Source organism: Candidatus Aalborgicola defluviihabitans, from assembly GCF_016705985.1.
GTDB lineage: Bacteria > Pseudomonadota > Gammaproteobacteria > Burkholderiales > Burkholderiaceae_C > Allorhodoferax > Allorhodoferax defluviihabitans.
Genome location: NZ_JADJKN010000005.1, coordinates 31,703 through 53,110, shown reverse-complemented (window position 1 = coordinate 53,110; position 21,408 = coordinate 31,703). Strand labels below are relative to the sequence as shown.

The 21,408-nt window shown below is 60.1% G+C and carries 14 protein-coding genes and 1 pseudogene; 5 read left to right on the top strand and 10 right to left on the bottom strand.

The annotated features are described in order from the left end of the window. Positions 1–60 precede the first annotated feature (60 nt). The 3 genes and pseudogenes from IPI80_RS05065 (at position 61) to IPI80_RS05055 (ending at position 2,225) form a co-directional block, all read left to right on the top strand. A complete protein-coding gene (locus tag IPI80_RS05065) occupies positions 61–363 on the top strand; it encodes a hypothetical protein (RefSeq protein WP_413857823.1) in 303 nt (100 codons plus the stop codon). A 72-nt stretch (positions 364–435) separates the two neighbouring features. After that, positions 436–966, top strand: coding sequence for a DsbC family protein (locus IPI80_RS05060; RefSeq protein WP_413857822.1), 531 nt, complete (start codon positions 436–438; stop codon positions 964–966). Positions 967–973: 7 nt separating this feature from the next. Next, positions 974–2,225 (top strand): annotated as a pseudogene (locus tag IPI80_RS05055) (putative Na+/H+ antiporter). 20 nt (positions 2,226–2,245) lie between these two features. On the opposite strand, the gene IPI80_RS05050 reads toward IPI80_RS05055, so the two are convergent. The 6 genes from IPI80_RS05050 to IPI80_RS05025 all read right to left on the bottom strand — a co-directional run bounded on the left by IPI80_RS05050 (position 2,246) and on the right by IPI80_RS05025 (position 12,651). Further along, entirely contained in the window at positions 2,246–2,860 is a 615-nt protein-coding gene (locus tag IPI80_RS05050) for a glutathione peroxidase (protein WP_413857820.1), read from the bottom strand. Positions 2,861–2,889: 29 nt separating this feature from the next. Then, positions 2,890–7,038 (bottom strand): phosphoribosylformylglycinamidine synthase, encoded by a 4,149-nt coding sequence (gene purL, locus IPI80_RS05045; RefSeq protein ID WP_413857818.1) that lies wholly within the window; start codon positions 7,036–7,038, stop codon positions 2,890–2,892. 190 nt (positions 7,039–7,228) lie between these two features. After that, the gene (locus IPI80_RS05040) at positions 7,229–9,052 is read right to left on the bottom strand and encodes an acyl-CoA dehydrogenase C-terminal domain-containing protein (protein ID WP_413857816.1); all 1,824 of its coding nucleotides are present in this window, start codon (positions 9,050–9,052) and stop codon (positions 7,229–7,231) included. A gap of 5 nt (positions 9,053–9,057) precedes the next feature. Further along, positions 9,058–10,350, bottom strand: coding sequence for an acetyl-CoA C-acetyltransferase (locus IPI80_RS05035; RefSeq protein WP_413857814.1), 1,293 nt, complete (start codon positions 10,348–10,350; stop codon positions 9,058–9,060). 28 nt (positions 10,351–10,378) lie between these two features. Next, the gene (locus tag IPI80_RS05030) at positions 10,379–11,239 is read right to left on the bottom strand and encodes a MaoC/PaaZ C-terminal domain-containing protein (RefSeq protein WP_413857812.1); all 861 of its coding nucleotides are present in this window, start codon (positions 11,237–11,239) and stop codon (positions 10,379–10,381) included. A 2-nt stretch (positions 11,240–11,241) separates the two neighbouring features. After that, positions 11,242–12,651: a 3-oxoacyl-ACP reductase gene (locus tag IPI80_RS05025; protein WP_413857810.1), complete on the bottom strand. Its 1,410-nt coding sequence runs from the start codon at positions 12,649–12,651 to the stop codon at positions 11,242–11,244. A gap of 117 nt (positions 12,652–12,768) precedes the next feature. Here IPI80_RS05025 and map point away from each other — a divergent pair, with 117 nt between their 5' ends. Both map and IPI80_RS05015 read left to right on the top strand, forming a co-directional pair. Next, positions 12,769–13,590, top strand: a complete 822-nt coding sequence (gene map / locus IPI80_RS05020) for a type I methionyl aminopeptidase (protein ID WP_413857808.1) — start codon at positions 12,769–12,771, stop codon at positions 13,588–13,590. Positions 13,591–13,616: 26 nt separating this feature from the next. Then, positions 13,617–16,211: a [protein-PII] uridylyltransferase gene (locus IPI80_RS05015; RefSeq protein WP_413857806.1), complete on the top strand. Its 2,595-nt coding sequence runs from the start codon at positions 13,617–13,619 to the stop codon at positions 16,209–16,211. A 55-nt stretch (positions 16,212–16,266) separates the two neighbouring features. Here IPI80_RS05015 and IPI80_RS05010 read toward each other — a convergent pair whose 3' ends face one another. The 4 genes from IPI80_RS05010 to IPI80_RS04995 form a co-directional block, all read right to left on the bottom strand. Further along, positions 16,267–17,535: a diguanylate cyclase gene (locus IPI80_RS05010; protein ID WP_413857804.1), complete on the bottom strand. Its 1,269-nt coding sequence runs from the start codon at positions 17,533–17,535 to the stop codon at positions 16,267–16,269. Between the two features lie 129 nt (positions 17,536–17,664). Then, entirely contained in the window at positions 17,665–18,222 is a 558-nt protein-coding gene (locus tag IPI80_RS05005; RefSeq protein WP_413857802.1) for a peptide deformylase, read from the bottom strand. Then, positions 18,209–20,344: an NAD-dependent DNA ligase LigA gene (gene ligA, locus IPI80_RS05000; protein WP_413857800.1), complete on the bottom strand. Its 2,136-nt coding sequence runs from the start codon at positions 20,342–20,344 to the stop codon at positions 18,209–18,211. The genes IPI80_RS05005 and ligA overlap by 14 nt, the downstream gene beginning before the upstream one ends. Before the next feature lie 18 nt (positions 20,345–20,362). Continuing rightward, on the bottom strand, positions 20,363–21,403 hold the full coding sequence (locus IPI80_RS04995; RefSeq protein WP_413857798.1) for a cell division protein ZipA C-terminal FtsZ-binding domain-containing protein: 1,041 nt from the start codon (positions 21,401–21,403) through the stop codon (positions 20,363–20,365). Positions 21,404–21,408 lie beyond the last annotated feature (5 nt).

Here is a 21,408-nt window from a genome sequence, read left to right as displayed (position 1 = left end):
ATTGCAGGGAGACAGCGAATCCGCTACAGTTGAAAAGTCATTTTCAATATAGGAATTGCCGTGAAAAGCCAACCAACAAAGCCGGCAGCGCCACCAACAAAGCCGGCAGCGCCACCAACAACGCCCGAGCAGGATCGTTACATGCCCGGTGACCCTATTCCGGTTCCGCAGGCAGTCGAGGCAAATAGCGAGTCCACCTGGGCCCTGTTTTCCGACGTACCCCGCTTGCCTGAACCGGACTTTTTGGAAACCGTGCCGATGGCCCTCACTGAACCGGACTTTTCGGAAACCGTGCCGATGTCCCTCGCAGAAGAACTGCTCATTAGAATGCCGCCAACGCCTCGCAAACCTAGTGGCAGCTAGACATTGCATAGGTTGTATTTTTCAGTCATGAATTTTTATCGATCAATATTTTTCGCTCTCACACTGTCAGCCATGTTACTGGGCGGCTGTTCAAAGCAAGACGACGCCAAAGCCACCAGCCCAGAAGTATCCATCCAAGCCGTGACCAAGGGAGCCAAGGGCTTCACCGTTGGGGCACTGATGAGTGCCAACACGGTCTACGTTTTTTTTGATCCCCAGTGTCCGCACTGCGGGCACCTGTGGCAAGCATCGCTGCCCTTGCACAAAAAAATCAAGTTCCAGTGGATTCCGGTGGCCTGGATCAACGCGTCCAGCCTGACCCAGGGCGCCGCCATGTTGGGTGCGGCTGACCCGCTGGCACTGATGACCGAGCATGAAGCCTCCCTGCTGGGTGGTCGAGGGGGTATATCAGCACCTTCCAGCGTGCCGTCGGACGTGGAGCAAACCATCAAGGCCAATACCAAACTGCTCAATGGCTTTGGAGCTGAATCCGTTCCCTTTGTCATCGTGAAGAACGTCCGCACTGGTCAGACCATTACCCACAATGGTGCCATGACCACGGCTGAACTGGCTGAGCTGGTTGGCGTGGACACTACCCCCTGACCGCGCCATGATGTCCATGGAGTACGTGGCCGCGGGCCTGTTTGCACTGGCGCTGCTACACACTTTTTGCGCCAAACAGTTTGAGCAACTTGCACACCGTAGCGAGCGGCATTCGGGGCTATTCCACCTGCTGGGTGAAGTGGAGGTGGTATTCGGTTTTTGGGCCTTTGTAATGATCGTGGCCATGGCTTTGGTGCGTGGTGGCGAACAGGCCATTGCTTATGCCGAGTCGCTGCAATACACCGAGCCCTTGTTTGTATTCGTCATCATGGTAGTGGCAGCATCGCGCCCAGTTTTGCTCACTGTTGAAAGTTTGGTCGTTATGCTTGCACGACTGGCTCCGGTGCCTTCGGCCCTGGCCCAGACTTGGTTGTGCTTGGCGCTGGTGCCGCTGATTGGCTCTTTCATCACTGAGCCGGCCGCAATGACGCTGGCCGCACTATTGCTGGCACCGTTGGTATTTCGGCCTGGCATACCTGAGTGGCGCAAGTATGCCGCCCTGGGCGTGCTGTTTGTCAATGTGTCCATTGGCGGAACACTCACATCCTTTGCCGCACCCCCAGTGCTAATGGTGGCTGGCGCCTGGAACTGGGACAGTGCGTTCATGGCCAGCACCTTCGGCTGGCGCGCGGCCATTGCTGTGTTGTTCAATGCCAGCGTGATGACGTTCGTACTGCGCCAATACGTAACTGAAGTTCCAATTGCGGCAGAAGCCAATGCAGAGCTGCCCGTGCCCCTGACGGTGCGGGTTATTCACCTGGTGTTTCTGGCCGGCGTGGTGGTGTTTGCCCACCATCCGGTCATTTTTCTTGGATTGTTCCTGTTCTTTTTGGGGTTCACCCAAGCTTATGCCCATTTCCAAAGTCCGTTAATCCTCAAAGAGGGTTTGCTGGTGGGATTCTTTCTGGCCGGGCTGGTGGTTCTGGGCGGCATGCAGCAGTGGTGGCTGCAACCCATCGTCAGCAGCCTGCAGCCAACGGCCCTGTTCTTTGGCGCATTGGGGTTAACGGCGCTGACCGACAACGCGGCGCTCACCTACCTGGGCTCATTGATTGAAGGCATGACCGACCCCGCCAAATACGCGCTGGTAGCTGGTGCCGTGGCAGGGGGGGGCTTGACGGTAATTGCCAACGCGCCCGAACCCGGCAGGTGTGGCGTTGTTGCGCCGGGGCTTCAATGATGAATCCATTGGCGCTGGCGAACTATTGCTGGGTGCACTGGCGCCAACGGCGGTGGCCGCGCTGGTTTTCCTGCTGTAGGTCCCCGCAGCCCATCAGATTTACATCTTCTGGTTCAGCGCCTTCTCAATGGCGGACACCAGTTTGGTGCTGTCAGGCTCTACATCGCTGGGGTAGTACGACACCACATTGCCCTTGCGGTCCACCAGGTATTTATTGAAATTCCACTTGGGCTCGACCTTGGTGGCTTTGAGCAAATCGGCATACAAGGCATTGCGCGCGTCACCGCGTACATCGGTTTTGGCGAACATGGGGAACTTCACCCCATAGGTGTTGAAGCAGAAGTCCGCTATCTCCTTGGAGTTACCCGGCTCCTGCTTGCCAAACTGGTTGCTTGGAAAACCCAGCACCACCAAGCCTTTGTCCAGGTACTTGGCGTGCAAGGCCTCCAGGCCTTCGTACTGGCGCGTGAATCCGCAGTAGCTGGCCGTGTTGACCACCAGCAGCACCTTGCCCGCGTATTGGCACAGGTTCTGCGGTGCATCGTCCTGCAAACGCGGGAAATCGTGTTTCAAAATGGCGGGACAGGCAGCCGGCGCGGCGGCTGTCGTTGCGGCGGCCACGGCAGGCGGGGTTTGCGCCATGGCCGCAGGCACGCTGCACAAGGCCAGAATAGACCCCAAAATGGTGACAAGGAACGATTTATGGTGTTTCATGCGGCCATTGTGGGTGTTTTGCAAATCCCCTACCCCACCCAACGTCTTGCGTTGCGCCACAGTTCCATCCACGGGCTGTGGGCGTTGGCATCCAAGCCGTTCCAGCTCATCTGGATGTTGCGGAACACCCGCTCGGGGTGCGGCATCAATGCGGTGAAGCGCCCGTCTGCCGTGGTCACCGCCGTCAAACCGGCCGGGCTGCCATTGGGGTTAAAGGGGTAGGCTTCGGTGGCCGCACCCATGTTGTCCACAAAGCGCATGGCGGCAATCGCCTTGGTCGCATCGCCCCGGTACTTGAAGTTGGCAAAGCCCTCACCGTGCGCCACGGCAATGGGCATGCGCATGCCGGCCAGATCCTTGAAGAACAGGCTGGGCGACTCCAGCACCTCCACCATGGACAAACGCGCTTCAAAGCGCTCGCTCTGGTTGGTGGTGAAGCGTGGCCAGTCTTGGGCGCCGGGGATGATGTCGGCCAGTTCGGCAAACATCTGGCAGCCGTTGCAAACGCCCAGGCCAAAGGTGTCGTCCCGGCCAAAGAAGGCCTTGAACTGCTCGGCCAGCGCAGCGTTGAAGGTGATGCTGCGCGCCCAGCCAATGCCAGCACCCAGCGTGTCGCCATAGCTGAACCCACCGCAGGCCACCACGCCTTTGAAATCGGCTAATCTTGCGCGACCCGTTTGCAAATCGGTCATGTGCACGTCATAGGCTTCAAAGCCTGCTTCGGTGAAGGCGTAGGCCATTTCCACATGGGAATTGACGCCCTGCTCACGCAATACAGCCACCTTGGGGCGGCTGGTGAGCACCGCAGGGGCTATACCTATTGTTGTAGATGCTCCTGCTTTGATAGTGGCTTGTGTAGATTCGACGAGGGCTAGAGCCTGATTTGGCATATAAATATGCAGCCCCGGGTCGCCCACCGCACCAGCGGCGGCGTGCTCGGCATCGGCGCCAGCCGGGTTGTCGCGCTGCTGGCAAATCTTCCAGCTCACCGCGTCCCAGACCTGGTGCAGATCGGACAGGCTGGCCTTGAAGATGGATTTGGCGTCGCGCCAGATGTGCAGCTCGTTCTTGCCGGCCTCCATCTTGCTGGACTCAGGGCGGGTCTTGCCGATGAAGTGGCTGTGCTGCGACAGACCGTGCGCGCGCAGCACCTGCATCACGTCGCCACGCTGTGTGGTGCGCACCTGCAGCACCACGCCCAGCTCTTCGCTGAACAGGGCCTTGAGCGTGAGCTCATCACGGCGACCGCCGACCTGGCTGGCCCAGTTCTTGGCATCGCCCGCGTCCATGCGGCTGTCCGTGATGCCATCGCCTTCGAGCACCAGCATGTCCACGTTAAGCGCCACGCCCACCTTGCCGGCAAACGCCATCTCGGCTACCGTGGCCAACAGGCCGCCATCACTGCGGTCGTGGTAGGCTAGGATCATGCCCTTGGCGCGCAGGAAGTTGATGGCTTCGACCAGATTCATCAGGTCTTGCGCGGTGTCCAGATCGGGCACACCATCCTTTTGGGGGCAACCCACCTGGTTCAGCGTTTGCGCCAGGATGCTGGTGGCCATGCGGTTTTGGCCGTGGCCCAGGTCGATCAGTACCAGCGTGGTGTCGTCCGTGCGGTTCAGCTCGGGTGTGAGCGTGCCGCGCACATCGGCCAGCGTGGCGAAGGCGGTAACGATCAAGGACACGGGGGATGTGACCTTCTTGTCGCCCTGCGCATCTTTCCACTGCGTGCGCATGGACAGTGAATCTTTGCCCACGGGAATCGAGATACCCAACGCGGGGCACAGCTCCATGCCCACGGCCTTCACCGTGGCGTACAGCGCGGCGTCTTCGCCCGCTTCACCGCAGGCGGCCATCCAGTTGGCCGACAGCTTGACGCGGGGTAGTTCAATCGGCGCGGCCAGCAAGTTGGTAATGGCCTCAGCCACCGCCATGCGGCCCGATGCGGGCGCATCCAGAGAGGCCAGCGGCGTGCGCTCGCCCATGGACATGGCCTCACCGGCAAAGCCCTTGAAGTCGGCCAGCGTCACGGCGCAATCTGCCACCGGCACCTGCCAGGGGCCGACCATTTGGTCGCGGTGGGTCAAGCCACCCACGGTGCGGTCGCCAATGGTGATGAGGAAGCGCTTGGACGCCACCGTGGGGTGGGCCAGCACGTCGATGACGGCTTTTTGCAGGTCCACACCGGTCAGGTCCAAGGGCTTGAACTGGCGCGCCACGGTCTTGACATCGCGGTGCATCTTGGGCGGCTTGCCCAGCAGCACGTTCATGGGCATATGAACTGGTACCCCCTCCTTGTCCCCCCCCCCCCGGTTCGGGCGCCCCCCCCCCCCCCCCCCCCCCCCCCCCCCCGGCCCCCCGCGCGGCCCGGCGTCGCTGTCGTACACCACCAGTTCGCGCTCTTCCGTGGCGACGCCAATCACCGCAAATGGGCAACGCTCGCGCTCGCACAATGCCTGGAACTGTTCCAGCGACTCGGGGGCGATGGCCAGCACATAGCGTTCTTGGCTTTCGTTGCACCAAATTTCTTTGGGCGCCATGCCGGACTCTTCGAGCTGGATGGCGCGCAAATCGAAGCGCGCGCCGCGGCCTGCGTCGTTGGCCAGCTCGGGGAAGGCGTTAGAGAGGCCACCCGCGCCCACGTCGTGAATCGCCAGAATGGGATTGGCGTCACCCTGAATCCAGCACTGGTTGATGACCTCTTGCGCCCGGCGCTCGATCTCGGGGTTGCCGCGCTGCACCGAATCAAAGTCCAGCTCGGCCGCATTCGCACCCGTGGCCATGGAGCTGGCTGCGCTACCGCCCATGCCGATACGCATGCCGGGGCCACCCAGTTGGATCAGCAGGCTGCCAGCCGGGAACGCAATTTTGTGGGTCTGACCGGCGTCGATCACGCCCAGGCCACCGGCAATCATGATGGGCTTGTGGTAGCCGCGCTGCACGGTGTCCACATTGCTGGCTACGCTTTGCTCGTATTCGCGGAAGTAACCCAGCAGGTTGGGCCGGCCAAATTCGTTGTTGAAGGCTGCACCGCCCAGTGGGCCTTCCGTCATGATTTGCAGCGGACTGGCAATGTGTTCAGGCTTGCCAAAAGCGGGCACGCCGTCTTGGGGCCAGAGTTTGGAGACGGTAAAGCCGGTCAGGCCGGCCTTGGGTTTTGATCCGCGCCCGGTGGCACCTTCGTCACGAATTTCGCCACCCGCGCCAGTGGAGGCACCGGGGAATGGGCTGATGGCCGTGGGGTGGTTGTGAGTTTCCACCTTCATCAGAATGTGGTTTGTTTCACTATGCTTTTCATAGCTGGGAGCGCATATTGCACGAGGGCTAGAGGCTGATTTTGCTACAAACCTTTCTACGGCAACGCCTTCCATCACGGAGGCGTTATCCGAGTATGCCACCAGCATGTGCTGGGGTGCCAGTTGGTGCGTGTTGCGGATCATGCCGAACATGCTCTTGTCTTGCGCCACGCCGTCAATGGTGAACTGGGCGTTGAAGATTTTGTGGCGGCAGTGCTCGCTGTTGGCTTGGGCAAACATCATCAGCTCCACATCCGTGGGGTTGCGCCCCAAGGTATTGAATGCGTTAACCAGGTAGTCGATCTCGTCGGCCGCCAGGGCCAGGCCAAACTGCACATTGGCCTTGACCAGTGCGTCCTTGCCACCGCGCAGCACGTCCACATGGTCCATGGGTGCGGCTTGCAGTGCGCTGAACAAGGCATAGGCCTGGTTGCGCTCCAACATGGCGCTCTCGGTCATGCGATCATGCAACAGGGCTGCCACTTGCTGCATTTGCTCTGCGTTGAGCGCAGCCTTGGATAGCAGGCCATTTTTGAGCGTCAGGCGATATTCGACCAGGCGCTCGATGCGGTGCACCGCCAGACCGCAGTTGTGGGCAATGTCGGTAGCCTTGGACGCCCAGGGCGACACGGTGCCCAAGCGGGGTGATACCACGATCAGCGGCCCGTCGATGGGGCCGGTGTAGGGGTCGCCATAGGTCAACAGGGCCGCCAGTTGGGCGTTCAGGGCTGCAACAGGGGCGGTGTCGCTGCCAGCCAGATGCACAAAGCGCGCTGCAATCGACGCAATCTTGTCGTTGATCGCATGCAGGGCCGGCAGGAGTTGTTGAACGCGGAAGCTGCTCAGGGCATTGCTGCCCTCGAAAGTGGAGATATGCAGTGTCACAGGGGCGGCCTGAAGTTGGGCTGAGAAAAAGGACGGTGAAGCAAAACCATTTTTCAAACGCTGCGCTGAATGGGCAGCGTTCAAAGCCTGCCGATTTTACCCGCCCAGCCACCCCCTGCAAGACGCCCCCACAACACCTGTGCCTAACGCCCCGCCATCAAATTGGGGCTTCAGGAGCAAGTGACGGTGCTTACGCCATCAGAAAGCTGCTCGCCTTCATTTGCATCACGCTGCGGGCAGGAGCCAGCGCCGCGCTGTAGTGGGCGTCGGCGCGCGGCAGCAAACGTGCGAAGTAGAACTCTGCCGTCTGGATTTTGGCAGTGTAAAACTCGGCCGACTCTTTGCCTGTGCCGCTCGCCAGCAGTTCAGTGGCCTTGGCGGCCTGCAGTGCCCAGAAATAGCCCATCATCACAAAACCGCTGTACATCAGGTAGTCCACGCTGGACGAACCCACCTGCTCGCGGTCTTTGGAGGCGCGCAGCATGATTAGCGTGGTCAGCAGGTTCCACTGGGCCGTGCGGCGCACCAGAGTGCGCGCCATGCCGCCGATCGGCCCCCGATTGAGCGCATGTGGCTTGGCAAAACGCAGCACCGTGCCGCTGAAATCACGTACGCATTTGCCTTTGGAACCCAAAAGAACCTTGCGGCCCAGCAGATCCAACGCCTGAATGCCGGTGGTGCCTTCGTACAGGGTGGAGATGCGGGCGTCGCGGGCAATTTGCTCCATGCCGTGTTCGCCAATGTAGCCGTGCCCGCCAAAAACCTGCATGCCCAGGTTGGCCGCCTCCAGACCCATTTCTGTCAAAAAGCCTTTGAGAATGGGCGTATAGAAACCCAACTCATTGTCAAATTTGGCATAAGCGGCCTGGTCACCGGTCTGCCCGGCCAAAAACATCTTGTCGGCAATTTGTGCAGCGGCGTACACCATGGCGCGCCCACCTTCTGCAACAGCTTTTTGTGTGAGCAGCATGCGCCGCACATCGGGGTGCCAAATCAGTGCGTCAGCCACCTGATCCGGCTCTTTCTTGCCGGACAGTGCCCGCATGGAGCGGCGCTCCAGCGCGTAGGGCAAGGCCCCCTGAAACGACAACTCTGCATGGGCCACGCCCTGAATGGCGGTTCCGATGCGGGCAGTGTTCATGAAGGTGAACATGGCCTCCAGGCCCTTGTTGGGTTCACCAATCAGGGTGCCGATGGCGCCATCAAAGTTCAGCACGGCGGTGGCATTCGCGTTGATGCCCATTTTGTGCTCCAGCGAGCCGGTGTTCACGCCATTGCGCGCACCCACAGTGCCGTCAGCCGCGACCACCCACTTGGGTACCACAAACAGCGAGATGCCACGGGTACCGGCCGGTGCGCCAGGCAGACGCGCCAACACGATGTGAATGATGTTTTCGGCCAGATCGTGATCACCGGACGAGATAAAAATCTTGGTCCCAGTGAGCACGTAGCTGCCATTTGGCTGCGGTTCGGCCCGGGTTTTGATTTGCCCCAGGTCAGTACCACATTGCGGTTCGGTCAGGCACATGGTGCCCGACCATTCGCCCGACACCAGGTGCGGCAGGTACCGCGATTTGATGCTGTCAGTGCCGTATTGCAACAGCGTGTTGATACAGCCAATACTCAGGCCGGGGTACATGGTGAATGCCCAATTGGCCGCCCCCATCATTTCGGACTTGAACAAATTCAACGACATCGGCAGGCCCTGGCCACCGTATTCCTCCGGGAACGACAGGCCCTGCCAGCCACCTGCCACAAACTGGGCGTACGCCTCCTTGAAACCCTTGGGCGTTGTGACCACACCATCGTTCAGGTGGCAGCCCTCTTTGTCGCCGGATGCATTCAGGGGCGCCAGCACCTCTTCACACAAGGTCGCAGCGCCTTCCAAAATGGCGTCCACCATTTCAGGTGTTGCATCTGCGCCATTGGGCAAACTGCTGTAGTGCGCTGGGTAGTCAAGCACCTCATTGATCAAAAAGCGCATATCGCGCAGGGGGGCTTTGTACTGGTGCATGGGGATTACCTCTCAATGATGGCCACAACACCCTGCCCGCCAGCTGCGCAGATAGAAATCAGGCCACGGCCCGACCCCTTTTGCGCCAGCATCTTGGCCAGCGTGGCCACAATGCGCCCACCGGTGGCAGCAAAGGGGTGGCCAGCGGCGAGCGAACTGCCGTTGACGTTGAGCTTCTTCATGTCAATCTTGCCCAGAGGTTTGGACAGGCCCAATTGTTCTTTGCAGAAGGTCTTGTCTTGCCAGGCGCTCAGGGTGCACAGCACCTGGGCGGCAAAGGCTTCGTGGATTTCGTAGTAATCAAAATCCTGCAGCGTCAGGCCCGCGCGCGCCAGCATGCGCGGCACGGCGTAGGCAGGTGCCATCAAGAGGCCTTCCTTTTTGTCAAAGAAGTCCACGGCAGCCACTTCGCTAAAGGTCAGGTAAGCCAACACTGGCAGGTTGTGCGCGGCGGCCCATTCTTCGCTGGCCAGCAGCACGGCAGAGGCACCATCTGTCAGCGGTGTGGAATTGCCGGCGGTCAACGTGCCTTGGCCGGGAGCAACTTTTTTGTCGAACACCGGCTTGAGGCTGCGCAGCTTCTCAATACTGAGGTCGGCACGCAAGTTGTTGTCTTTGGTGACACCCTTGAACGGCGTCATCAAGTCGGTGAAAAAGCCGTTGTCATAGGCTTGCGCCAGGTTGTGGTGGCTCTTGAACGCCAGTTCATCCTGGGCTTCGCGGGGAATGCCCCACTCGCGCGCCATTTGTTCGGCGTGCTCGCCCATGGACAAGCCGGTGCGCGGCTCGCCATTGCGCGGCAACGAAGGTTGCACCAGCATGGCGGGGCGGATGCGTGCAGCAACGGCGAGGCGCTGGGCAGCCGTCTTGGCGCGGGACAGATCCAGTAGGATTCTGCGCAGCTTTTCGTTCAGGGCAATGGGTGCGTCAGACGTAGTGTCCACACCGCCAGCAATACCGCATTCGATATGACCCAAGGCGATCTTGTTGGCGACGATCATGGCGGCTTCCAGACCCGTGCCACAAGCCTGCTGAATGTCAAACGCCGGGGTTTCGCGGGCCAGTGTGGTGGACAGCACGCTTTCGCGGACCAGATTGAAATCACGTGAATGCTTCATGACCGCACCAGCCACCACATCACCCATGCGCTCGCCGTGCAGGTTGAAGCGGTCTACCAGGCCTTGCAGCGTGGCGGTCAGCATTTCATGGTTGGATGCCTGGGAATAGACGGTGTTAGAGCGGGCAAAAGGAATGCGGTTGCCGCCCAGAATGGCGACGCGACGAATAGTGGAGTTCATGGTTGGGATTCGTTTCAACAAAAAGGGGTTAGTAGCTGAGCTGGCCACGCAAATGGGGTTTTTGGCCCTTGGCATCGCGCACTTCAAAGAAGGCGCCATCGTCAGAGCGGGCGCTCCACAAGGAAGCGCGGCCTGGCAGGTACAAGGGTGTCTTGAATTCCACTGCCAGGGTGCCTTGCTCCAACGGCGTAGACGGCAGCAAGCAGGACAGCGCGCGGGCATTGGTCCACATGCCGTGGGCAATCGCACGTTTAAACCCGAACAGCTTGGCCGAAAGCGCCGACATATGGATAGGGTTGCGATCGCCCGACACTGCACCGTAGCGACGGCCGATGTCCGCGGTGGCACCAAATTCGGTCTGACAGGACAGCGGCGCGTCGGCAACAATTTGACTGGCGTACGGGGCGCCGGTGGTCTCCTTGACACCGACACGCAACAGGCTTTGGGTCGCAGACCACGCCAATTCGTCACCGCGCAGAATGCGCAAGTCCAACGTAAAGACCTGTCCCTTTTCGTGGGCCAACAACTGTCCAGGAGACATCTCCACCCGCACCACGTCACCCGCATGCAAAGCGCTGCGTTGGGTAATGGTGTTGGCCAAATGCATTGTGCCTATGGCAGGCCAGGGGCATTCGGGTGAACACATATAGGCCGTGACCAGCGGAAAGGTGAGCAACTGCGGGTATATCAGCGGCACACCCTGAGCCAACTTGAAACCGCACAGGGCCGAGTACTGGCCGATATGCTGGGCATTGAGTTCCACGCGCGGCAAAACCAGTTCTACCGGCGGCAGGCTCTTGACCAATCCGGGACGCTTGGCGCCAGTGCCCAGTGCGCGGAAGAATGTGGCAGCCAGACTCGGGGTATCGGTTACTTCAATGGTTGCCATCGTTATGCTCCCAACAGGCTTTGTCCGCACACGCGCACCACGTTGCCCGTCAGGCCCGCCGATGCGGGCGAAGCAAACCAGGCAATGGTTTCAGCCACATCCACGGGCTGCCCGCCCTGCCCCATGGAATTCATGCGCCGACCTGCCTCGCGGATCGCAAAGGGCACGGCGGCAGTCATTTGTGTTTCAATAAAGCCCGGCGCCACCGCATTGATGGTGATGCCCTTCTGTGCCAGCACCGGTGCCATGCTCTGCACCATGCCGATGACGCCGGCCTTGGAGAACGCGTAGTTGGTCTGCCCCAGGTTGCCGGCAATGCCGGAGATAGACGACACGCAAACAATGCGTCCGCCAGCCTTGAGCACACCCGACTCCACCAGTGCGTCGTTGATGCGCTCCTGCGTGGATAGGTTGACATTGACAACCGCTTGCCACAGGTGGTCTTTCATGTTGGCAATGGTTTTGTCGCGGGTGATACCCGCGTTGTGCACCACCACGTCCCAGCCGCCATCGGCCAGTGCTGCGTTGACCAACGCCTGGGGCGCTTCGGGTGCGCCAATATCCAGTGCCAAGGCTTTGGCACCCAGGCGCTGGGCAATTTCATCCAACCCGGCCTGCGCTTGGGGAACATCCAGGCAAATCACCTGAGCGCCGTCACGTGCCATCACTTCGGCAATCGATGCACCAATACCGCGCGACGCGCCAGTAACCAGCACCTTCTTGCCGGCCAGGGGTTGGCTCCAGTCCATCGCTTGCGTAGCCGGGCTGATAGGCAAACCAATGCGTACTACCTGGGCTGACACATAGGCCGAGCGGGGGGACAGGAAGAAACGCAGTGCACCTTCCAGCTGGTCTTCGGCACCTTCAGCAACGTAAACCAATTGCACGGCAATTGCGCGTTTGAGTTCCTTCGCCAAGGCACGGGTCAGTCCCTCAAGCGCACGCTGAACGGTAGCCTGACGCGGTGACACACATGCCTCTGGCGGGCGACCTAGCACCACAACCCGGCCACAAGACAGGATGGACCGCGCAGCGTCGTGGAAAAAATTGTAAATTGCGTCAGACTGATTGCTGTCGGTCAGGCCGGTGGCGTCAAACACCAGTGCTTTCACCTTTTCACCGGGCTGGTCATCTGTGCCCCAACGGCCGGTCATCATGCCCATTGGATTGGCAAGACCCATCCATTGCGGCACATCGCGGTGGGCCACAGTTTGCACGCCGATAGACTTGAATACGTGGGCCAGTGCTCCCAATAACTGGGGGTTGGGCCCAGCGCCCACCAGCACGCTGCCGCGAATCAACGGTTGGCCTGGTTGGTAGCGTTCCAGTGGCACCGGCTGGGGCAAACCCAGCATGGCCGCAATACGGGATCCCAGAGGCGAACTGGTAAAACCCAGATATGAATCAGTCATCGAAATCTCCTTTGAGGGCGATGGTACCGACCAACTGGTCATTAGCTTAGAGGGTGCTGCCTAACCGTCAGAAACCGTGTTTGCGTACAGTGCTTCGCCCTCGGGGATAATTGACCCATGACAATTACCTACAAAGACGCACAAGGCATCGCGGGCATGCGGATTGCTGGTCGCCTGACCTCCGAAGTGCTGGACTATTTAACTCCGTTTGTGAAGCCTGGTATTACCACCAACCAGATCGACAAACTGGCCCATGACTACATTACCCAAGTGCAAGGCGGCATTCCTGCACCACTGAACTACACCGGGGGAGGCAGCACGCCCTATCCCAAATCGGTGTGCACTTCGATTAACCACCAAGTCTGCCACGGCATTCCGAACGACAAGCCACTCAAAAAGGGCGATATCGTCAATATCGACGTCACGGTGATCAAAGACGGCTGGCATGGCGATTCCAGCCGCATGTACATGGTGGGCGAAGCATCCATTGCCGCCAAGCGTCTGTGCGCCATCACCTATGACGCGATGTGGCACGGCATCAAAATGGTCAAGCCAGGCATCCACCTCGGCGATATTGGCCATGCCATTCAGCAGTTTGCTGAAGGCCACGGTTTTAGCGTGGTGCGGGAGTTTTGCGGGCATGGCATTGGGCGTATTTTTCATGAAGAACCGCAGGTGTTGCATTACGGCCGCCCCGGAACGCTGGAAAAATTGGTAGAAGGCATGACCTTTACCATTGAACCCATGATCAATGCGGGCAAGAAGGACATCAAAGAGGGACCCGAAAAGGATGGCTGGAGCATCGTGACCAAAGACCATTCACTGTCAGCCCAGTGGGAACACACTGTTTTAGTGACCCCCACGGGTTACGAGGTTCTGACCGTATCGGCCGGCACACCGCCAACACCCGCGTTTGTGCCGGCACAAGCCAGCACCTGACAACGACTTCGCCACAGCCTTCAACCATGGCTGACCTACAGGCACTTCGCGCCGAATACCGAAGCCAAAAAGCACTGCTGTTGCAGGGCATCTCCCGCACCAACGCAACGGGGCGCGATGTGCACAAGACCCTAGCGCGACTTGCGCAGTTGGCAGATGGGGTGCTCAAACGGCTGTGGGACAAAGCCGGCCTGAACGCCCCCTTTGCATTGCTGGCCGTCGGTGGTTACGGGCGCGGTGAACTGTTTCCTTTTTCTGATGTGGATGTGCTGGTCTTGCTGCCGGACGGGTATGACCCCGAAACAGACACGACACTCAAGGCCCGCATTGAAGCCTTTATTGGCAGTTGCTGGGACGCCGGCCTGGAGATTGGCTCCAGCGTTCGCACTTTGAGCAGTTGCCTGGCTGAATCCCACCGGGATGTGACGATACAAACCGCACTGCTCGAGTGTCGTCTGGTCACCGGTGATGCTGCATTGATGCAGCAATTTCAAGCGGCCTACTTTGCAGCCATGGATCCACAGGCGTTTTTTGTGGCCAAGACGCTGGAACTGCGCCAGCGCCACACAAAGTACGAAAACACACCCTACTCCCTGGAGCCCAACTGCAAGGAGTCGCCCGGCGGGTTGCGCGACCTGCAAATCATTCTGTGGGTTGCCAAGGCAGCAGGTTACGGCAACAACTGGAATGAACTAGCCGCCAACGGATTGGCTACGCAGTTTGAGGTGCAGCAAATACGGCGCAATGAATCCGTATTGGTCCGGGTGCGTGCCCGTCTGCACCTGATTGCCAATCGCCGTGAGGATCGGTTGATCTTTGACATGCAGACTGCTGTGGCCGAATCCTTCGGCCTTGGCGAGGGCAAGGGCGCATCCAACGGTCGCCCGGTCGTGCGCGCCAGCGAGGCTCTGATGAAGCGCTACTACTGGGCTGCCAAGGCCGTGGCCCAGCTCAACCAGATCCTGTTGCTCAACATCGAGGAGCGGCTCTACCCGTCTACCCACACACCACACCGCATCAACGACCGCTTCAATGAAAAGGCCGGGATGGTTGATGTGGTTAGTGACGACCTGTACGAGCGTGAACCCCATGCCATTTTGGAAACCTTTCTGGTTTACCAAACCAACCTGGGCCTCAAGGGTTTGTCCGCACGTACCTTGCGAGCCCTGTACAACGCTCGCAATCTGATGGATGCTGGCTTTCGACGCGACCCCGTCAACCGTGAGACGTTCAACAAAATTCTGATGGAGCCGACAGGCATTACGCATGCGATGCGGCTCATGAACCAGACCTCGGTGCTGGGGCGCTACTTGTGGGTGTTTCGCCGGATCGTTGGGCAGATGCAGCACGACCTGTTCCACGTCTATACGGTGGACCAACACATCCTCATGGTGTTGCGCAACATGCGCAGATTCTTCATTGTGGAGTACGCGCACGAGTACCCATTCTGCTCACAACTCGCCAGTGGTTGGGACAAGCCATGGCTGTTGTACGTGGCGGCCCTATTCCACGATATTGCCAAAGGCCGTGGTGGTGACCATTCAGAACTGGGTACGGTAGAGGTACGGCGCTTTTGCAAACAGCACGGCTTTGCGGCAGAAGACACCCAACTCATTGAATTCGTGGTGCGCGAGCACCTGACCATGAGCCGCATCGCCCAAAAGTCCGATCTGAGCGATCCACAAACCATTCTCGATTTCGCCAAGCGGGTGGGTAACGAGCGCCAGCTGACCGCCCTCTACCTGCTAACCGTGGCAGACATCCGCGGCACCTCACCCAAGGTCTGGAACGCCTGGAAGGGCAAGTTGCTGGAAGATCTATACCGCCTGACCAGCCGCGCCCTCGGTGGCCACGCCCCCGATCCAGACGCTGAAGTGGAGGCTCGCAAGCGCGAGGCCTTGGTACTGGTCAACATGCACTCCCTGCCCTTTGAGGCCCACAAGCCGCTGTGGGACACGCTGGACGTGGGTTACTTTATGCGCCACGATGCGTCCGATATTGCCTGGCATACGCGCCAACTTTCCCGGCTGGTGGGTACCGGCAAGGCCGTGGTACGGGCACGCCGTTCGCCCGTCGGAGAAGGACTGCAGGTGCTGGTCTACACCCCGGATCAAAGTGACCTTCTGGCCCGGATCTGCGGCTACTTTGACCAACGCAGCTTCAGCATTCTGGATGCGCGCATCCATACCGCCAGGAATGGCTACGCGCTCGACACCTTCCAGGTCATCACATCGGCCGCTCCGGAGGAATACCGCGAGATCACCAGCTTGCTGGAAAACGATTTGGCAAAAGTAATTACCGTGGCCGGCCCCTTGCCTGCACCCAGCCGGGGCCGGGTGTCACGCCGGGTCAAAAGTTTTCCTATAGCGCCACGCGTCACACTGACGCCGGACGAAAAGGGCCAGCGATGGCTGCTAAACGTCTCGGCCAGCGACCGTGTCGGTTTGCTCTACAACATTGCCCTGGTACTGGCGCGCCACCATCTCAACCTGCAACTGGCAAAGGTCGCTACGCTAGGCGAACGGGTGGAAGACACCTTTTTGATCGATGGTCCCGAACTGCAAAGCAACAGGAAGCAGATCGAAATCGAAACCGAGTTGCTCGAAGCGCTGTCCGGATAATGCAGAAAAACCTGCAATACTTCCATTGGACTGCGCGCCGCAGCCACCAGGGAAATCAGTCGCCGGTTTGCCCCGGACTTCGAACAACACTATTGCGCCCGCCCTGCTGCGCACGGTAAAAGGCCTGGTGCAGCCGCTGCAGCAGAGTGCCAACATCAGCACCATTGTCCGGAAAAGCCGCAATGCCGGCCGACAGCGTTACCGGAATGGTGTACCCGCCATGTTCCACGGCCGATTCACTCAGGGCCAGGCGCCAGGTTTCGGCCCGCTGCTGCGCGTCGTCCAGGCCCATCAAGGGGCAGACCACCAGGAACTCCTTGTTCCCATAGCGGCAAAAAATATCACTGTCACGTGCTCCCAGGTTCAAGATCAAGGACAAAGCCTGCAACACCGCATCGCCGCCGGCGTGGCCGTGGGACTCATTAATCGTCTTGAAATGGTCCACACCTACCAAAATGAGCGAGAGCGGGTATCCCTCGCGCCGCGCCCTGGAGAGTTCACGTGGAAAGGTTTCATCCAGATAGCGGCGGTTATGCAGCCCGGTCAAGGGGTCTCGAAGCGCTTGCTCCTGCAGACTGAGCCGTAGTTGTGCTATTTCCTGCTGTTGGCGGTGAACCTCGCGTTGGTTTTCTTCCAGCAGTGACTCCATGCGGCCGTGTTCACCCACCGGTCGGGTGATGCCGATATAGCCCACAGTTTGTCCGCTTTGGTTATGAAAAGGTGCGGCGTGAACCTCTACCCACAGCAAGCGTCCGTTTTGACACACTTGGGGGGCTTCAAATTTCAGAATCGTGTTCTTCTCGCCCCGAGCCACGCTTTCGCGGCGCCGGGCTAGAACCTGGGCAATGATGGAGCGCCCTTCCTCGGTGAACAAATCTACCAGGGACTGTCCGATAACCGCTTCGCGCGGGCAACCCCGCAGGTGATAGTCGGCATCGTTGATATAGGTCAGGCGCATCTTGCCGTCGATTTGCCAGACCACGTCCTTGCTTTGGCTCGAAACAAACCCAAACTGCTCCTGGGCGCTGCGCAGGGTGTTTTTATCATCCATTTGTTCGGTGACGTCCTCTGCGAACGCAACCACTCTGCGCACACTGCCATCGGGGTCGGGCACAGGCACCAGCCGGTAGCGCATGCTGCGGTCCTGGCTTTGCCCGTCCCAGACTAAAGGCACGCGTTGAGCTACCGCCTGCACCAGTGCGGCGGATTGGGTCAGGGAATCCTTAAGTGGCAGCGCAATGGCCACACCGGGGCGGCCATCCATAAATGCCTGCATCGCGCGCTGCGTGGCATCGACGGCAGGTTCAGTGGGTTTTGTAGTCATGTCTGGAGATTGGCCCAAAGACGCCGTGCCACAGCAGCAAGAAAACCATCTACCAAGCTGTTTCCAGCATCACCACAAAGGCGTTTTTTTGTGATCTGGCAAGTCTCGTCGTGAGCTCGGGACTCATGGTCATGGTGCGATTTCCGGGAATAGGACCTCAGTGTAGCCAAATTGGGTGAAGTCGCGTACCCGCATGGGATAGAGCTTTCCCCACAGATGGTCACATTCGTGCTGCACCACGCGAGCGTGAAAACCGTGTACGGCGCGGTCAATTCGATCACCATATTGGTCAAAGCCGGTGTAGCGAATGTGCGACCAGCGTGGCACCTTGGCGCGCAGACCTGGCACGGAAAGGCATCCCTCCCAATCCAGCTCCTCGGCCATATCGCCAACCACTGCGCCATCGGTGGTCAACGGGGTGATGACGGGGTTGATCAGCACCGTGGGCGGCACCAAGGGGCGCTCCGGGTAACGCGGGTTAGAGTCGCGGCTGCCAAACACCACCACCTGTAGGTCCACGCCGATCTGGGGTGCCGCCAGCCCAGCGCCGTTGGCAGCCAACATGGTGTCCAGCAGGTCGCTGACCAACAGGTGCAAGGCATCGGAATCAAACCCCTCCAGATGCACGGCTTGGGCCATGCGCAGCAGACGCGGATCGCCCATCTTAAGAATGTCACGGATGGCCAAGCGTATCTCCAGGTTGAGTTTCCAACAGGACCAGCATACCGGCTTCATCGAGAATAGCCAGTCCCAGCGATTGGGCTTTGTCCAGCTTGCTGCCAGCGTCTGTGCCAGCCACCACGTAGTCGGTTTTCTTGCTGACCGAGCCGGCCACCTTGGCGCCGGCAGCCTCCAGCAAGTCTTTGGCCTGGTCGCGGCTCAGGGTTGGGAAAGTGCCAGTCAGCACAAAGGTCTTGCCGGCCAAAGGTTTGGGCGCCTGCACGGCGGGCTCGCCCTCTTCCCAAGTTAGGCCACAGGCGCGCAGCTGTTCCACCACCTCGCGGTTGTGGGGTTGATCAAAGAAGGTGCGCAGGCTTGTCGCCACGATCGGACCAACGTCGGCCACTTCGAGCAACCGCTCCACTCTTGCATCCATGACGGCGTCGAGTGTGCCAAAGTGCCGAGCCAGCGCCTTGGCTGTGGCCTCCCCCACATGGCGAATGCCCAAACCAAACAGGAAACGTGGCAAGGTGGTTTGCTTTGATCTTTGTAGTGCATCCAGTAGGTTTTGCGCGGACTTGTCAGCCATTCGGTCCAAAGCAGCCAACGCGGTCAGACCCAGGCGGTAGAGATCGGGCAAGGTGTTGACGATGCCGGCATCCACCAACTGATCCACCAGCTTGTCGCCCAGGCCCTCCACCTCTACTGCACGGCGCTGGGCAAAGTGCAGAATAGATTGCTTGCGCTGCGCACTGCAAAACAGGCCACCGGTGCAGCGGTAGTCGGCTTCGCCTTCTTCACGCACCGCAGCCGAGCCGCACACCGGGCAGCTATGGGGCATGCTGAACACCGGGCCGCGTAGCGCAGGCGTGGCACCCTCAACTGTTGCGGGCAGCACGACGCTGACCACTTCGGGAATCACATCGCCGGCGCGGCGCACCACCACGGTGTCGCCTACCCGCACGTCTTTGCGGCGGGCTTCGTCTTCATTGTGCAGCGTGGCGTTGGTAACGGTCACACCGCCCACAAACACGGGGGCCAGCTTGGCCACCGGTGTGAGTTTGCCAGTGCGCCCGACCTGAATATCGATGCCCAGCACCGTGGTGAGCTGCTCTTGCGCCGGGTACTTGTGGGCCACGGCCCAGCGCGGCTCGCGGGTGACAAAGCCCAGTTGCTGCTGCAAAGCCAGGCTGTTGACCTTGTAGACCACGCCGTCGATGTCATAAGGGAGCTGATCCCGGCTGGCACCGATGCGCTGGTGATACGCTATTAATTCAGAAGCGCCTTGTGTAACCTCCACGAGGGCTGCAACCGGAAAACCCCATTGCTTTATGGTCTGAAGCAGTTCGTAATGGGTGCCGAAGTTGGGTCCACCCTGCTCTACGGGCGTAACCGCGCCCAGGCCGTACGCAAAAAAACTCAAAGGGCGCTGGGCAGCAATGGCAGGGTCGAGCTGGCGCACCGCCCCTGCAGCGGCATTGCGGGGATTCACAAAGGTCTTTTCCCCTTTCTCACCGGCCGCAATACGCGCACGCTGGCGTTCGTTCAGCGCTTCAAAGTCGTCGCGGCGCATATAGACTTCACCGCGCACCTCCAGCACCGGCGGCGCATCGGACGGCAAACGCAGGGGAATTTGCCCGATGGTGCGGATGTTTTGCGTCACATCCTCGCCAGTCTCGCCGTCGCCACGGGTGGCAGCCTGCACCAGCACACCGTGCTCGTAACGCAGGTTCATGGCGAGGCCATCGAACTTGGGCTCAGCCACGTATTCCACCGCAGGATCGGATTCCAGCAATCCGAGTTCTTTGCGTACACGGGCATCAAAGTTTTGCGCGCCGCTGGCCTCGGTATCGGTCTCGGTGCGAATACTGAGCATGGGCACGGCGTGGCGCACGGAGGCGAACTGGTCCAGTGGCTTGCCACCCACCCGCTGGGTGGGTGAATCGGGCGTGATCCACTCGGGGTGCAGGGCCTCTAGTGCCTGCAACTCCTGAAACAGGCGGTCGTATTCCGCGTCTGGCACTTGGGGCGCATCCAGCACGTAGTACTGGTGGGCGTAGGTGTGAAGCAGCCGGTGCAATTCCAGTAGCCGCGCTTGCTCAACTTTTAGTCCGGGCCCGGAAGACGCGAATAGATCCAGGTTGGTCATGGCGTGACCCGCCCGTACTCAGGCAAACAGGCGTCGCGCCAACAGCGAGCCGGCGGCCAAATCACGCTGTTCCAGCGTGTCGTACAACGTCTGGAGTTCGACGCCAATCTGGTCCATGGTCTGTGCGGTGAGCAACTGGCCGTTGTCATCGGTCACTACGCCGTCCATGGTCTGCGCCAGGCCAGCGGCCACCTCACGCATGCGCTCAAACGGCTGCTCAGCGCGGTCCACTTGTGCCACGTCCAGGTGCAAGGCGATGTCGCGAATGGCTGATTGGGCCGGATCTTCGGCCAGGGCCGCTTGTGAATCAAAACCCAGCACCAGCACCGGAGCCATACCCTGCGCACTGGCTGGTAGCACCATGCGCCCCGGTATTCCGCCGGCCACAAAGCCCAGGTGGGCGGCATTTTGCTGTACGTAACCGGGGCTCCACGACGCGTTGCGGGCGCGGATGGTAAAGCCCAATTGGGCATCATGGGCGCTGGCAAACTGGTCCAGCTCACGGGCGCGGGCCACTTCTTCCAGCATTTCCGGAAACTCAGGAGTGGCATTGATGGCATCCGCAAAGGCCTGTGTCTTGACCACAAACTCGGAGTATTCGATCTCATTGAGGGCACCAGAGCGGTTGGCCAACTGCACGCCGGCCTGGAAACTGCTGTAGCGCTGGCCCGGCATCGGTGCCTCCCAAGCCTGGGTGTGGACGTTGTAGCCCTCGATGGCATAAGGCTTGCTGCCAGCACGGCGTGTTGCCGGCATAGCAGCGATGGCGGCCTCACCTGAGACCACCATGGTGGGACCGTCCAGCGCCACGGTGGCAATGACGTCGATCAGCGAGTCCATGGCCGAGCGCCGGGCCAGACTGGGCACGCTCATCGGCTGGTTGTCAAATACCATGTCACCCATTACTGGCTCGCGGGGGCCGTCGGCTGCGGCATCCCTATTCGGTTCGGGCTGGGCCTGGCGCGGAGTATTGCGGCGCGAACTCCAGGCTCCATGCGCCACCACCGCAGCGAGAACAACCCCGCCGGCAATAGCCAATCCAATCTGTAAATTGCTCATAGTCT

Bases quoted from the DNA above. Each gene is read 5' to 3' on its own strand.
- IPI80_RS05030 (WP_413857812.1), bottom strand. From the start codon at position 11,239: ATGGCAACCATTGAAGTAACCGATACCCCGAGTCTGGCTGCCACATTC.
- IPI80_RS05015 (WP_413857806.1), top strand. From the start codon at position 13,617: ATGGCTGACCTACAGGCACTTCGCGCCGAATACCGAAGCCAAAAAGCA.
- IPI80_RS05040 (WP_413857816.1), bottom strand. From the start codon at position 9,052: ATGCACCAGTACAAAGCCCCCCTGCGCGATATGCGCTTTTTGATCAAT.
- ligA (WP_413857800.1), bottom strand. From the start codon at position 20,344: ATGACCAACCTGGATCTATTCGCGTCTTCCGGGCCCGGACTAAAAGTT.
- IPI80_RS05060 (WP_413857822.1), top strand. From the start codon at position 436: ATGTTACTGGGCGGCTGTTCAAAGCAAGACGACGCCAAAGCCACCAGC.
- IPI80_RS05050 (WP_413857820.1), bottom strand. From the start codon at position 2,860: ATGAAACACCATAAATCGTTCCTTGTCACCATTTTGGGGTCTATTCTG.
- IPI80_RS04995 (WP_413857798.1), bottom strand. From the start codon at position 21,403: ATGAGCAATTTACAGATTGGATTGGCTATTGCCGGCGGGGTTGTTCTC.
- map (WP_413857808.1), top strand. From the start codon at position 12,769: ATGACAATTACCTACAAAGACGCACAAGGCATCGCGGGCATGCGGATT.
- IPI80_RS05010 (WP_413857804.1), bottom strand. From the start codon at position 17,535: ATGACTACAAAACCCACTGAACCTGCCGTCGATGCCACGCAGCGCGCG.
- IPI80_RS05025 (WP_413857810.1), bottom strand. From the start codon at position 12,651: ATGACTGATTCATATCTGGGTTTTACCAGTTCGCCTCTGGGATCCCGT.
- IPI80_RS05035 (WP_413857814.1), bottom strand. From the start codon at position 10,350: ATGAACTCCACTATTCGTCGCGTCGCCATTCTGGGCGGCAACCGCATT.